Annotated in this window: 11 protein-coding genes; 2 read left to right on the forward strand and 9 right to left on the reverse strand. The window is 68.8% G+C overall.

Annotation, left to right across the window (positions count from 1 at the left end; genetic code table 11):
- Positions 1-30: 30 nt before the first annotated feature.
- The 9 genes from ABQ039_RS11715 to ABQ039_RS11755 form a co-directional block, all read right to left on the reverse strand.
- On the reverse strand, positions 31-1,902 hold the full coding sequence (locus ABQ039_RS11715) for a DUF885 family protein (RefSeq protein ID WP_349778435.1): 1,872 nt from the start codon (positions 1,900-1,902) through the stop codon (positions 31-33).
- Entirely contained in the window at positions 1,899-3,716 is a 1,818-nt protein-coding gene (locus tag ABQ039_RS11720) for a DUF885 family protein (RefSeq protein ID WP_349778434.1), read from the reverse strand. The genes ABQ039_RS11715 and ABQ039_RS11720 overlap by 4 nt, the downstream gene beginning before the upstream one ends.
- Before the next feature lie 115 nt (positions 3,717-3,831).
- On the reverse strand, positions 3,832-5,031 hold the full coding sequence (locus ABQ039_RS11725; protein ID WP_126966016.1) for a Xaa-Pro peptidase family protein: 1,200 nt from the start codon (positions 5,029-5,031) through the stop codon (positions 3,832-3,834).
- Positions 5,028-6,644, reverse strand: a complete 1,617-nt coding sequence (locus ABQ039_RS11730) for an aldehyde dehydrogenase family protein (RefSeq protein ID WP_349778433.1) — start codon at positions 6,642-6,644, stop codon at positions 5,028-5,030. The genes ABQ039_RS11725 and ABQ039_RS11730 overlap by 4 nt, the downstream gene beginning before the upstream one ends.
- Positions 6,645-6,830: 186 nt before the next feature.
- On the reverse strand, positions 6,831-7,739 hold the full coding sequence (locus ABQ039_RS11735) for a dihydrodipicolinate synthase family protein (protein WP_167709101.1): 909 nt from the start codon (positions 7,737-7,739) through the stop codon (positions 6,831-6,833).
- Positions 7,736-9,049, reverse strand: a complete 1,314-nt coding sequence (locus ABQ039_RS11740; protein ID WP_349778432.1) for an FAD/NAD(P)-binding oxidoreductase — start codon at positions 9,047-9,049, stop codon at positions 7,736-7,738. Before ABQ039_RS11740 ends, ABQ039_RS11735 begins: the two co-directional genes overlap by 4 nt.
- On the reverse strand, positions 9,042-9,287 hold the full coding sequence (locus ABQ039_RS11745; protein WP_006451839.1) for a 2Fe-2S iron-sulfur cluster-binding protein: 246 nt from the start codon (positions 9,285-9,287) through the stop codon (positions 9,042-9,044). The genes ABQ039_RS11740 and ABQ039_RS11745 overlap by 8 nt, the downstream gene beginning before the upstream one ends.
- Positions 9,284-10,474 (reverse strand): FAD-dependent oxidoreductase, encoded by a 1,191-nt coding sequence (locus ABQ039_RS11750; protein ID WP_349778431.1) that lies wholly within the window; start codon positions 10,472-10,474, stop codon positions 9,284-9,286. The genes ABQ039_RS11745 and ABQ039_RS11750 overlap by 4 nt, the downstream gene beginning before the upstream one ends.
- Positions 10,474-11,412 (reverse strand): proline racemase family protein, encoded by a 939-nt coding sequence (locus ABQ039_RS11755; protein WP_024937897.1) that lies wholly within the window; start codon positions 11,410-11,412, stop codon positions 10,474-10,476. The genes ABQ039_RS11750 and ABQ039_RS11755 overlap by 1 nt, the downstream gene beginning before the upstream one ends.
- A gap of 160 nt (positions 11,413-11,572) precedes the next feature.
- Here ABQ039_RS11755 and ABQ039_RS11760 point away from each other — a divergent pair, with 160 nt between their 5' ends.
- The gene (locus tag ABQ039_RS11760) at positions 11,573-12,289 is read left to right on the forward strand and encodes an AraC family transcriptional regulator (protein ID WP_024937898.1); all 717 of its coding nucleotides are present in this window, start codon (positions 11,573-11,575) and stop codon (positions 12,287-12,289) included.
- A 205-nt stretch (positions 12,290-12,494) separates the two neighbouring features.
- Positions 12,495-14,120, forward strand: coding sequence for a signal recognition particle-docking protein FtsY (gene ftsY, locus ABQ039_RS11765; protein WP_349778430.1), 1,626 nt, complete (start codon positions 12,495-12,497; stop codon positions 14,118-14,120).
- The last annotated feature ends 158 nt before the right edge of the window (positions 14,121-14,278 follow it).

Below are 14,278 nucleotides of genomic sequence, written 5' to 3' on the forward strand. Positions count from 1 at the left end.
GCGAGGAACGTCGGCTGGTGATGTTCCGGATCAGTCGCTGGCAGCGGCCTTGGCCGCTGCTGCCGCCGAACCGGCAGCATCTTCGGCGGCATACGGCGAGACACCACCGTCGGCGATGAAGCGGTCGATGCGCGCCTCCAGTACTGGCAGTGGCACCGAGCCGGTCTGCAGCACCGCATCATGGAAATGGCGCAGGTCGAATTTTTCGCCCAGGGCGGCTTCGGCCTTGCGCCGCAGCTCCAGGATCTTCAGTTCGCCCAGGTAATACGACAACGCCTGCCCCGGCCAGGCGATGTAGCGGTCCACCTCGGTGGTGACTTCGTGCTCGCTCAAGGCGGTGTTGTCGCGCAGATAGGCCTGCGCCTGCGCGCGCGTCCAGCCCTTGTGGTGGATGCCGGTATCGATCACCAGGCGGCAGGCGCGCCACATCTGGTAGGTGAGATAGCCGAAGCGGTCATAGGGCGTGTCGTACATGCCCATTTCCTGGCCCAGGTACTCCGAATACAGCGCCCAGCCTTCGCCATAGGCAGAAATGTAGGCGTAGCGGCGAAACTCCGGCAGCCCCTGCGCTTCTGCCGCCAGCGGCATCTGCAGCGCGTGGCCGGGCGAGGACTCGTGCAGCGTCAGTGCGGTCAGGTTGTACAGCGGCCGCGACGGCAGGTTGTAGGTGTTGACCAGATAGATGCCCGGGCCACCGCGCCCGCCGGTGTAGAACGGCGCCAGCTCCGGCGGCACCGGTTCGATCGCGAAGCGTCGGCGCGGCAGCCGGCCGATGTAATCGCCCACCTTGGCGTCCACGCGCTTGGCGATCCAGGCGGCCTGCTTGAGCAACTGTTCCGGCGTCTTGGCATAGAACTGCGGGTCGCTGCGCAGGAACTGCAGGAAGGCCGGAAACACCGCCTGCCCGGCCGGTGCCTTGAAGCCGCTGTCGGCGATGGTCTGATCCATCTGCGTGCGCAGCTTGGCCACTTCCTGCAGCCCGATCTGGTGGATCTGCTCCGGGCTCAACTCCAGCGTGGTGAATTCGCGGATCTGCGCGCGGTAATACGCCTGCCCGTCCGGCAAGGCTTCGCCGGCCAGCGTGGTGCGCGCGCGCGGCTGGTACTCGTTGCGGATGAAGTCCAGCAGCTTCGCGTAGGCCGGCAGCACCTGCGTATCGATGGTCTGCACTGCCTGCTGGCGCAATTGCGCCTGCACATCGGCAGGCAGCGTCGCCGGCATCTGCTTGAACGGTGCGTAGAACGGATTGGCCTCGCCCTTGGCCTGCACCACGTCGGCGATGGACTGGTCGCGCCCGGTCAGGGTCACCCGGGGCTGGCTGAAACCGCGCGCCAGGCCGGCACGCATATTGTCGGTGTGCTCGGCGAAATAGCGCGGGATATCGGCCAGCATCTTGAGATAGCGCTGGTAGTCCTCGCGCGTGCGCAGCTTGGCCTCGGCGCTGAAGCCCAGGTCGCTCCAGAACGCCGAGTCGCTGTTGAACGGCATTTCCCAGGCGCGAAAATGCTGCTGGTCCAGCAGCACCAGCAGCTGCTGCCGGTACACCTGGTAGCTCACCTGATCTTCGGCCGGCAACTGCGCTGCCGGAATCGCATCCAGCTCCTTCAACGTCTGTTGCCAGTAGGCGGTGCGCAGGTTTTGCGTGGCCACATCGACCTTGGGCAGATGGTCGGACTGCCTGTCCTGCGTGGCCTGGTTGTCTTCATCCACCGCACCGGACAGCTGCGCCTGGCGCCAGCGCCATTCGCGCGTGTACAGCGCCTTGAAGCGTGCCGCTGCACTGTCTTGCGTGCTTGCTGCGGGTGCAGGTGCTGCGGCCTGTGCTTGCGACACCGTGCCGCCCAGGCTGGCAACAATCAGCACGCTCAATGCGCTCGCGCGCCAGACACTGCTGGTCTTCATCCGCGTGCCTCCGGCGCCGCCTTGGCCTGTGCAATCCACTGGCGCACGCGCTGCTGCAGCATCGCCAGCGGCATTGCGCCGCCGCCGAGCACCGCATCGTGGAAGGCGCGCACATCGAAGCGATCGCCGAGTTCTTTTTCCGCCTCCGCACGCAGCGCAAGAATCTGCAGCTGCCCCAACTTGTAGCCCAACGCCTGGCCCGGCCAGACGATGTAGCGATCGGTTTCGGACTGGATGCTGGGCTCGTCATCGGACGGATGCGCATGGAAGAAATCCACCATCTGCTGGCGGTTCCAGCGCTTGTAATGCACGCCGGTGTCGAGCACCAGGCGATTGGCGCGCAACAGCTCGCCGGACAGCCGGCCGTAGTCGTTGTACGGGTCCTTGAAGAAACCGATCTCCTTGCCCAGGCGCTCGGCGTACAGCGCCCAGCCTTCGATATAGGCGTTGTAGCCGGCCTGCTGGCGGAACGGCGGCAATGGCAACGTCTGCGCAAGCGAGATCTGCAGGTGATGGCCCGGCACGCCCTCGTGATAGGCGGTGGTTTCGATATTGACCAGCGTGCGGCTGGCGAAGTCACTGGTGTTGACTTTGACGATGGCCGGCTTGGTGCCTTCCGGATTGCTCTGCCAGTATTCGGCGCCGGGCGCGCTGCGCCGGAATGCGGGCATCGCCTGCACTTCCAGCGGCGTCTTCGGCAAATGACCGAACAGCTTGGGCAACTCGGGTTCCATCGCGGCGATGTAATCGCGGTACTGCTGCAGGATCTGCTCGCCGGAGCTGGCGAAGTGGCGCTTGTCGGTATCCACCGCCTTGCGGAAGCTGGCCAGGTCGGCAAAGCCCTGCGCCTTGGCGATCACCGTCATCTCGCCTTCGATGCGCGCCACTTCCTTCAGGCCGATCTGATGGATCTCCTCCGGCGCCATGTCGGTGGTGGTCTGGGTGTGGATGGCGTAGCGATAGCGGCGTTCGCCATCGGGCAGCGACCACAGGCCTTCCTGCGCACGCCCTTGCGCGGCGTACTCGTCACGCACGAACGCCGCCAGCTTGGTGTAGGCCGGGCGCACCTGTTGCTCGATCGCGGCCAGCAACTGCGTGCGCAGCGCAGCGCGCTGCTCGGCCGGCACCGCGGCATCGAGTTTTTTCAGCGGCGAGGCGAACGGGCTCTGCTCGCCGCTCAGCGCGGCGATCTTGTCGATCTGCTCGGGCAGGCGCTCCAGCAGATAACGCGGCTGCACCAGCCCCTCCTTGGCGCCCTGCCGCGACACCGCGATCACCTGGTCGATCACCGTCGGAATGGTCTGCAGGCGCTTGATGTAGTCCTGATAATCCTTGGCGTTCTCGAACGGAAACGCATCGCCGTAACCGGCCAGCCCCAGCTGGATGCCGCCGATCGGCTCCAGCGGCATCGCATAGGTTTTCAGGTCGATGCCTTCCAGCTTGTCGCGCAACTGGCCAAGCATCATCTGCAGGCTGAGCTGGCGCTGTTCGTCCAGCGTCTTGCTGTCGATCGCTTCGAATTGCGTGAGCAGCTCGGCAGTGGCGGTGCGCTCGGCCTGCACGGCCTGAAGCGAATAGTCGCTCCAACGATCGTTGTACCGCTTGTCGCCGATGATGCTGGCGAACTCCGGGTTGTGCTGCAACTGGTACTGCCATTGCTTGTCCAGCAGCGCATCGAAGGCCTTGGCGGCTTGCTCGCCGGTTGGCGCAGCGGTGGCTGCAGCCGACGTTTCCGCTGCCGGCGGCGCCGGCTTGCAGGCAGTGAACAAGGCGGCGGCCAGCAGGCCGATGGCGACGGGACGCAGGTGGTTCATGCAGTTACTCCAAGAGGCAATGGCGGCTGTAGGAGCGCGCCTGAGCGCGACGGCTTTATCGGGACTGCCCGTTGCGCCCGGGCGCGCTCCTACGCGTGCGTGAGCCTGTAACGGCTCATGCAAACGGTTGGTCGATCGCCGGCGACGGCGGGGTAAACCACTGCGCGCCGGTATCGGTGACGTAAAAGTGGTCTTCCAGGCGCACCCCGAACGCACCGGGCACCACGATCATCGGCTCGTTGCTGGCGCACATGCCCGGCTGCAGCGGCTGCGCATTGCCGCGCACCAGATACGGCGCTTCGTGGATCGCCAGGCCGCAGCCATGGCCGGTGCGGTGCGGCAATCCTGGCAAGCGGTAGTCCGGGCCCAGCCCAGCGGCCTCCAGCACGCTGCGCGCGGCCTGGTCCACCGCTTCGCAGGCGAGCCCGGGGCGGATCGCCGCAAACGCCGCTGCCTGCGCCGCCTGCTCCAGGTCCCAGATGCGCCGTTGCGCGTCGTCGGGCGTGCCGTAGATCCAGGTGCGGGTGATATCGGAGTGGTAGCCCTGCACGGTGCAGCCGGTGTCGATCAGCACCAGCTCGCCTGCACGCAGGTGCTGCACGCCGGGAATGCCGTGCGGAAAGGCGGTGGCATGGCCGAACTGCACGATGCAGAAGGTCGAGCCGTTGTCCGCGCCCAGCGCGCGATGCGCCTCGTCGATGAAGCGCACCAGCTGGTCGGTGCCGATGCCCTCCTGCGCGATGCCGGCGGCCAGCCGCTGCACCAGCAAGGTCATGTCGCAGGCCTGCTGCATCAGCGCCAGCTCGGCCGGCGACTTGCACATGCGGCAGCCGTCGATGATGGCCGCGGCATCGCGGATCGCCGTGCCCAGGTGCGCGCGCAGGCCGGTGTGTACGGCAAAGGCGATGCCCGGATCCAGCGCCAGTGCATGCGCGTGGCGGTCGTCCATCACCTGCACCACCAGTGCGTACGGGTCCTCGTGTTCTTCCCACAGATGTTTGGCGACCGCGATCTTCAGCACCGCATCCAGCGAGCCTTCTTCGAACGCGGGGCAGATCAGCACCGGGTCGCCGTCCAGCGTGAGCAGCAGCGCGACCAGCCGCTCGCTCGCGCCCCAGGGCACGCCGGTGAAATAACGCAGCGACGTGCCAGCGCCGATCAACAGCGCATCCACGCCGTGCGCGCGCATCAGGCGGCGTGCGCGTTCGATACGCTGTGTGTATTCCTGCGCGGCGATCGGCGCGGCGCGCTGCGTCCACGGCGTCAATTGCGCGCGCGCCTGTTCCAGCGACAGCCCGCCGATCTGGCTGCTCATGCGCCGGCTCCAAGGTCGGCGGTGCTCCATTGCCCATCGACCAGGCGCGCCACGCCACCCGGATTGCGCTGGCGCAAGTCGGCCGGCAGCAAGGCGTCCGGCACCGCGTCGTAGCTGTGCAGGGCGGCGAAGCGGCGGATCGAACCGGGCATGCCCACCGCGGTGAAGCCCGGGTGCCCGGTGCTGGGAAACGGCCCGCCATGGTTCTGCGCCGCGCTCACCGCCACGCCGGTCGGCATCTTGCTGTTGATCAAGCGCCCAACCCGCGCCCGCAGCACCGGGGCGATGGCCCGCCAGGCCGCATCGTCGCTGCCATCGTCCGCGCGGTACAGGGTGCCGGTGAGGTTGCCTTCGAATGCAGCGGCGATTTGCGCCATCTGCGCCACGTCGCGTGCACGCACCAGCAGGCTCACCGGGCCGAAGGCCTCGGTCTGCAACGCATGCGGGCTGGTGAGGAAGGCCTGCGCATCCACGCTCAACAAGGTCGGCGCATGGCGATAGCCGTCTTCGCCGGTATGCCCGCCGGCAAGCAGCGCGGCGCCGGCAGCGCGCAGCGCTGCCACACCGTGTTGCACGCCTTCCACGCCTGCGCTGGAAAACAGCACCATCGGCATGGCGGATTCGAAATGCGCCGTGGTCGCGGCCACGAATGCATCGCCGGCCTCGCCCTGCGGCACCACCACCACCCCGGGATTGGTGCAGAACTGGCCGCTGCCCAGCGTGCACGAGGAGAAGAATTCCTGCGCCAGCGCCGCGCCGCGTTCGGCCAGTGCGCCCGGCAGCAGGAACACCGGGTTGACGCTGGACAGCTCGGCATAGAACGGCACGCCGGCCGCATCGGCGGCGGCCTTCAGCGCCAGCCCGCCCGCACGGCTGCCGGTGAAGCCGATCGCCCCCAGCCGCGCATCGCCGGCCAGCCGCAGGCCGGTGGCGTTGTCGAAGTGATACAGCAACTGCACCGCCGCAGCCGGCAGGCCCGCCGCAAGCAAGGCTGTGTGCGCAAGCTGCGCCATGCGCTGGCTGGTGGCCGGATGCAGCGGATGCGCCTTGGCGATCACCGGGTTGCGCGCGGCAATGGCCGAGGCGAAATCGCTGCCGGCAATCGCATTGAAGGCGAACGGGAAATTGTTCGGGCCAAACACCACCACCGGCTTGCCGAGTGGCGCCAGATGCGAACGCAGGTCGGCAGCGGTGTCGATGATGGGTTGGGTCCAGCTGTAGCTGCGCACCGCCTGGGCGGCCTGACGCAACTGCCCGCTGGTGCGTGGCAGCTCGTTGCCACGCAAGCGTGTGGGCGCCGGCAATGCGGTTTCGGCATGGGCCAGCGCGACCAGCGCGTCGGCATCGGCATCCAGCGCGTCGGCGTAGGCGTCCAGAAACGCCGCAATCTTCTCGACCGGTGCCGCGGCAAGTTCCGCCGCAACCGCTTGCGCTGCCGCAACCGCGGTTTCGACATCCTCCGCACCGCTGACCGGAAACTGCGGCCCGATCGCCTCGCCCGTGCTCGGGTCGGCGGCACGGAAACTGGCGCTCGCCGCGCGGCTGGGTTGCCACCGGCCGGCCAGCAATACCTCGGCCTGCTGTGCGGGAGGGGATTGGAGCGTCTCGTTCATTGCGGCACCTTCGGTTGCATGAGGACAGACCCTGCGCACTGTGCGGCAGCGGCCGACCAAAAAACGACGAGGATGCCGCGCTGATGCGACATCCTCATCGACCCACCTCGCGCTACGCCGGCCACCGCGTCCGCGCGTGCATCCGTGCGCGGCGCTCATCCAGTGGCGTGCAGCGCGAGCTCATCGTCAGGACAGTGTGGGCGCAGTGGCGATGGCGTGGTCGATGACCTTGAGCGCGGCCTCGCGCTCGGCACCGTCGACCACCAGGCGCGGCGCGCGTACGCGCTCGCTGCCCAGGCCGACCTTTTCCTGCACCAGTTTGATCAACTGCACGAACTTGGGCACGGTATCCAGGCGCAGCAGCGGCAGGAACCAGTCGTAGAGTTCCTTGGCCGCAGGGTATCCACCGTCACGCGCGAGTTCGAACAGGCGCACCGATTCCTTCGGGTAGGCGTTGACCAGGCCGGCGATCCAGCCCTTGGCGCCCATGCTCAGGCCTTCGACGATGGCATCGTCCATGCCCACCAGCAGCGCCAGACGATCGCCCAGCAGCTCCTGCAGCGCGGCGAAGCGGCGCACGTCGCCCGAGGATTCCTTCACTGCCTGCAGGTTGGGGAATTCGGCGGCCAGCTCGGCGATCTGCGCCGGGCCGAAATCGGTCTTGTAGGCCACCGGGTTGTTGTACAGGATCACCGGCAGGTCGGTGGCGGCGATCACCGCGCGCACATGCGCGCCCATCTCGCGCCAGTCGGTGGAGTAGACGTAGGGCGGCAACACCATCAGCCCGCCGCAACCGAGGTCCTTGGCCGCCTTGGCCAGCGCCACCGCCTCACCGGTCGCCAGGCTGGCGATGCCCGGCACCACCGGCACGCGGCCATTCAATGCGCTAACCAGCGTCTTGAGCACGGCGATCTTGTCGTCCACGCTCAAGGTGGCCGCTTCGCCCAGCGAGCCCAGCGGCACGATCGCGGTGCAGCCGGCATCCACCAGTTGATTGGCGTGCTTGGCGAGGAAGTCGTGATCGATCTCGCCGGAGGCGGTGAACGGGGTGGTGATGGCCGGCAGCACGCCATGCCAGAACGCAGCAATACTCATGGATGATTCCCTTGCGAGTCGGAAGTGAACGGGTCGGCCAGCGCCGCGAGGCGGACCGGGAACAACGGCGGCCGGCGGCCGGCGTCGGTGGAAAGCGCGGGCGGGCAACGCCCCAGTTCGGCGAGCGCGGTGCCGCAGATGCGGCCCTGACAGGCGCCCATGCCGCAGCGCGAAGCGAGCTTGGCATCGCGTGCATCGTTGAAGTTGTCCAGCGCGCCCAGCGGCACGTCTTCGCAGCGGCACACCAGCGTGTCGGGCTGCGCCAGCGCGCGGATGCGTGGATCAAGAGCGAACTGCTGTTGCAGCACCCCGGCGAACGCACGCGCGGCACGCCGCCGCGGCTGCAGGCGCAGCGCCGCATCCGGCGCGTCGGCAGCCATATGCCCGGCCATCGCACCTTCGATCAGCGCGCAATCGCGTCCGCCAATGCCGCAGGCCTCGCCCGCTGCAAAGACCTGCCGCACGCTGGTGCGCAGCAGTGCGTCCACATGCACCTGTTGATGCGCGCCGTACGCGTCCAGCCGGCAACCGAGCAACTGTGCGAGCTCGGTGTTCGGCACCAGGCCATAGCCCACCGCCAACTGGTCGCAGGCAACACGCGTGCGGCCGGCCGGCCCTTCGATCTCGATTTCACGCAGTTGCGTGTCGCCGTGTGCGGCAACGACAAAGCTGCCGGCGCGATACGCCACCGCGCGCAATTGCAGGCGCAGCGCCACCGCCTGCGCCGCCTTGCCCGGCCAGCGCCACAACTGCAGCGCAAAATGCCGCAACGCAGCTTGAGAGGTCTGTTCGTGGATGCCAAGCACCTGCGCGCCATGCCGTTGCAAGGTGGCCGCACTTGCCAGCAGCAGCGGGCCGCTGCCGGCGACCACCACGCGCTTGCCGGCCAGCGGCCAGCCCTGTTTGGCCAGCGCCTGCGCCGCGCCGGCGCCGGTGACGCCGGGCAAGGTCCAGCCCGGAAACGGCAGCAGCAATTCGCGCGCGCCGGTGGCCAGCACCAGGGCGGCGTAATGCAGTTGCAGGGAACCGTGCGGGCCATCGGCCAGCAGCCAGCCCGGCTGCGCCAGCAGGATCTGCGTTTGCGTCAGCAGCGTGATCGACGCCGCGCCCTGCACCTGCCGCAACAGCGCGCGCGCATCGGCCGGCGCGCCGTGCCGCACATCGTTGCGCCACACCTGCCCGCCGGCACGCGGCTGCAGGTCGACCACGCCCACCCGCACGCCATGACTGGCCGCTGCCTGCGCCGCCGCCAGGCCGGCCGGGCCGGCGCCGATCACCAGCACATCGAAATGCTGCACGCGCTCAACCATCGGTGCGTACCTGCATGCCGTCGCGCGCATCCACCAGGCAGGCGCGTTGCTGACCGATGCCGTCGATGCGCACCCGGCATTCGAAACACACGCCCATGCCGCACAACGGCGCGCGCGGCTGGCCGCTGCACGACTGCCGGAACTGCAGCGTCGCCAGCGCCACCGCAGCGGCCACGCTGGCGCCGGCCGGCACCTCGACCGCTTGCGCATCCACGTGCAGGCGCACCGTCGCGCTCATGCGGCTGCACCATGCACGGCGCGCGCCGGAGCGTATGGGCTGGGGTCGATGGCCGGCGTGCGCCCGAGCAGGCTGTCCACGATCACCCGGGCGCTCCCCAGCGCCGTGGTGACGCCCAGCCCCTCATGGCCAGCGGCCACCCACACATCGCGCCGGCCGGGCACCGCCCCGAGGTACGGGCGCCCGTCCGGCGTGGCGGGGCGCAGTCCGGTCCACACCCGGATCGCCTGCAACTCGCGCAGCACCGGCAGATAGGCGAATGCGCGCTGCAGCATCTGCTGCAGTACCGGCAGCGACAGCGCGCGGTCGTGCTCGCCGAACTGGCGCGAGGAGCCGATCAGGATCTGCCCGGTCGGCCGCGGCTGCACATTGAAGGCCACGCTGGTGGCGTCGGCGCCATGCGCCGAATCGGCATAGCCCAGTTCCAGTAGCTGATGCCGGATCAAGCCCGGGTGCCGGTCGGTGATGACCAGATGGCCCTTGCGCGGGCGCAGCGCCAGCTCCGGCAACAACTGCGGCAAAGCTACTCCGCTGGCCACCAGCACCGGGCCGGCCAGCAGTTGGCCATCGTCCAGACGCACGCCCTGCGCCTGCAACTGCTCCACCTTCCGCCCGGCAAACAGCTGCGCGCCCGCCTTGCAGGCCAGGCTCACCAGATGCCGCGCCACCCGCGGCGGATACACCACGGCCTCATCGGGCACGCGCATGCCACCGGCCAGGCCCGCCACCAGTTGCGGCTCCAGTGCATACAACTGGCTGGCATCGATCGCGTCGGCATGCAGGCCGGCCGCCGCCAGCCGCACGATCTTGGCCGGCACCGCCGCCAGCTCGCGCGCATCGCGGGCCACCCACAGCGTGCCGCAGCGGCTGAATTCGGCCTCGCTCAGTTGTGCGAAGCGCTCCCACAGCCGCAGCGAATACGCCGACAACGCCAGCTCGGCCGGGTCGTCGTCCATCGCCACCAGGTGCCCCATCGCCGCCGCGGTGGAACCGCCGCCGATCGGCCCCGGCTCGACGATCGCCACGCGCAGCCCTTCGCACGCGGCCGCCTCGGCGCAGGCCGCGCCGACGATGCCCGCGCCCACCACGATCAGGTCGTAGCTGCGTCGCGTGGACGCTGCCGACGGCGCCGCATCGGCGGCCGGCGCGCTGCCAACTCCCTCCGATGCGGGCCGCACGTCGTCCATCAGGCCACGATGCCCCAGGCGAACGGGTCGGCCGGGTCGATCAGCAGCTGCGCGCGCGCGGTGATGTAGGCGTGCCCGCTGATGCGTGGCGCAATGCCGCGCCCGCTCAGGCGATAGCTCCCTTCGAAGGCGCTGCCCAGAATGCCCTGCTGTACCCAGCGCTCGCCTTCGGCCAGCTTGCCGTCGGCGGCCAGGCAGGCCAGCTTGGCGCTGGTGCCGGTGCCGCACGGCGAACGGTCGTAGGCCAGCCCCGGGCACAGCACGAAGTTGCGCGCCACGCCACTGCCGTCCGGTGCGCTGCCGTTGATTTCGATATGGTCGATCTCGCCACCGGCCTCGCCGGTGATGCCGGCCGCTTCCAGCGCCAGCCGGATCGCTTCGGTATAGGCGGTCAGCTCGCGCTGATGCGCCAGGTCCAGCGCACACGGCGCCTGCCCGGTGATGAAGAACCAGTTGCCGCCCCAGGCCACATCGCCACGCACCGGCCCGTAACCGGGCACGTCCACGTCCACCTCGGTCGCGACGCGATAGCTGTCGACATTGTCGACCGACACCGTGCCGTCTTCGGCCAGTTCCACGCCGACCGTGCCGACCGGCGTCTCGATGCGGTGCTGGCCCGGTGCGATGCGCCCCAGCTCGGCCAGCGTGCGCACCACCCCGATGGTGCCGTGCCCGCACATGCCCAGGTAGCCGACGTTGTTGAAGAAGATCACCCCGGTGCAGGCGCTGGGGTCGCGGGCCGGCAGCAGCAAGGCGCCGACCATGGTGTCCGAGCCGCGCGGTTCGCAGGCGATCGCGCTGCGCCACTGGTCGAAATCGCGGCCAAACCGCTCGCGGCATTGCGCCAGATCGCCATCGCCCAGATCGGGGAAGCCGGAGAGGACCACGCGGGTAGGTTCGCCGGCCGTATGGGAGTCGATGACGTCGATGGTGTGCATGGCTCATGCTCCCACTGCCGGCTGGCGGACGACTAGCGTCCAATGCGAGTTGCAAATGCGGAAATCCGCACAATCGACAACCCGCTTCACAGCCCCGCGTTTGCGCTAGGATCAATACAGGGCCGCGCCTTTCGTGCAGCCGTCAATCGTGACCGCCACCATGACGCCGATGGACCTCAATCTTCCCGCGCTGGAAATGCAGACGCTGTTCGATGCGCTGCCGGACGTGGTGTTCTTCATCAAGGACAGCGAGGGCCGCTACACCCATTGCAACCTGACGCTGGTGCGCCGGCTCGGACGCAAATTGCGCAGCGAAATCATCGGCCGCTCGCCACTGGAAGTGTTCCCGCTGCCGCTGGGCGGCAGCTACATGATGCAGGACCGCCGCGTGCTGTGTGGCGAGCTCATCGACAACCAGCTGGAGGTGCATCTGTATCCCAACCGCCTGCCCGGCTGGTGCCTGACCTTCAAACGCCCGCTATGCGAGGCCAATGAAGTGATTGGCGTGGTCGGCATTTCGCGCGATCTGGGCCAGCCCGACAGCCGGCACTCGGCGTACGAGCGCCTGAGCCAGGTGATGGATCACATGCAGGCCAACTTCGGCGACAACCTGCGGGTGCAGAGCCTGGCCGACCTGGCCGGCCTGTCGGTGGCGCAGCTGGAACGGCACTTCCGCCGCGTGTTCCAGGTGACCCCGCAGCAACTGCTGACCAAGCTGCGGATCGAATCGGCGATGCGGCTGCTATACGGCGACGACAGCATCGCCAGCATCGGGCAACGCTGCGGCTTTGCCGACCAGAGCGCATTCGCGCGTCAGTTCAAGGCAACCGTCGGCATGACCCCGCGCGATTACCGTGCGCTCAAGGGGCAGTTGTAGGCGCGCAAACACAGGCTGACACACCGCTGGCACAAATGCCGAATTCGGCAGCATTGGCGATACTGCGGCGATGTAGTTTGCGCAGGTCGTTGCACCGCTGTCGCGACGCGCAGGAGGTGGCACAGGCAGGGCCGCGCTGAAGGTCGCGTCAAGGCGACCCCGGGCCCGGATGGTAGAATTTCTGGTTTCCCCTACCGCGTTGCCAATGGCCAGCTTTTTCCGCCGTAACAAGCCCACCACGCCCGACAGCGCGCGTACCTCGCGCTATAGCCTGGAAGAACTGGCAGCCGCATTCCCCACCGCGCCGTCTGCCGCCACCCCGGCATCGCCGGTCGAGGCAATGCCGACTGCCGAACCCGGCACATCGGCCACACCAGCGTCGTCCGCGCCTGCTGCACCGGCTCGCAGCGATGCGGTAACGCCGACGCCAGCCGTAACGCCGCCGGCCGCGGCACCGGCCGACCAACTTGCCCAGGACATCGCCACGCGCACTGGCCAGGCGCAGAGCATTGCCGCAGTCCCCAACGCACCCACGCCGTCGGCCACGCCGGCACCTGCGGCCCTGCAGGCGCTGCCCGATCCGCTTCCGTCTGCCGCGCCGCACGCACCCACGGTAGTGGTGCCGCCACCGGTGGTCGTGCCGCCGCACAGCGCACCCGCGCAGCCGGCAGGCACGCCTGCGCAAGGCGCCGCGCCCGCCGTCGTACCGTCGACCGCAACGCCTGCTGCCACGCCTGCTGTCGTGACACCTGCCGCCGCAACAGCTGCGCCCGCAGTGACACCGGCCGTTGCCCCGTTGCCTGCCGCCGCGCCCGGCGTCGTCGCCCCGGCCGTGATCAGCGCCCCAGTGCCGGCCAGTTCCGACAACGACAGCATCGTCGGCCAGCGCGATGCGCTACCGGCCGCCCCGGCCGGCAAGCCGGGCTGGCGCGACCGCCTGCGCAACAGCAGCTTCGCGCGCAGCTTCGGCGGCCTGTTCTCGCGCAACCCCAAGCTCGACGACGACCTGCTCGACGAGATCGAAACCGCGCTGATCACCGCCGACGTCGGCATCGGCGCGACCACCGCCCTGGTCGAAGGGCTGCGCAAGCGCATGAAGTCGCGCGAGTTCGCCGATGCGCAGGCGATGTTCAAGGCCTTGCGCGCCGATCTGATCGCGCTGCTGCAGCCGGTTTCCAAACCGCTGGTCATCGACCGCTCGGCCAAGCCCTTCGTGGTGCTCACCGTCGGCGTCAACGGCGTCGGCAAGACCACCACCATCGGCAAGCTGGCCAAGCGCTTCAAGGACGACGGCAACAGCCTGATGCTGGCCGCCGGCGACACCTTCCGCGCCGCTGCGGTGGCGCAGCTGCAGGCCTGGGGCGATCGCAACGGCGTGGCCGTGATCGCGCAGGGGCAGAATGCCGATGCCGCCTCGGTAGCGTTCGACGCGCTGCAGGCTGCCAAGGCGCGTGGCACCGAGGTGTTGATCGCCGACACCGCCGGCCGCCTGCACACCCAGACCGGGCTGATGAACGAGCTGGGCAAGATCCGTCGCGTGCTCGGCAAGATCGATGCTGCCGCACCGCACGAGGTGCTGATGGTCATCGACGGCACCACCGGCCAGAACGCCATCTCGCAGCTGCGCCAGTTCCATGCCGCGGTCGGCGTCACCGGCCTGGTCGTCACCAAGCTCGATGGCACCGCCAAGGGCGGCGTGGTGTTCGCACTGGCGCGCGAATTCAATATCCCGATCCGCTTCGCCGGCATCGGCGAACGCCCGGAAGACCTGCGCGTGTTCGACCCGGTCGCCTTCGTCGACGCCCTGCTGCCGGAAGCCCTGGGCAGCTGAGTGGCAGAGGCCTGCCCGCATCTGCAAGCGCTGTGCGCGCAGGCGCTGCAGGCAAGCTGCACGGTGCGGGGAGTGTCCGGCGACTGGTCGCGCGCCAGACGTGTCCTGGAGTTCTCCCAGCCGTTGCCGGCGGCGTTGCGCAAGCAGGCGCGGCGCCA

The sequence above is a fragment of the Xanthomonas sp. WHRI 6108 genome (assembly GCF_040202385.2).
GTDB classification, from domain to species: domain Bacteria; phylum Pseudomonadota; class Gammaproteobacteria; order Xanthomonadales; family Xanthomonadaceae; genus Xanthomonas; species Xanthomonas arboricola.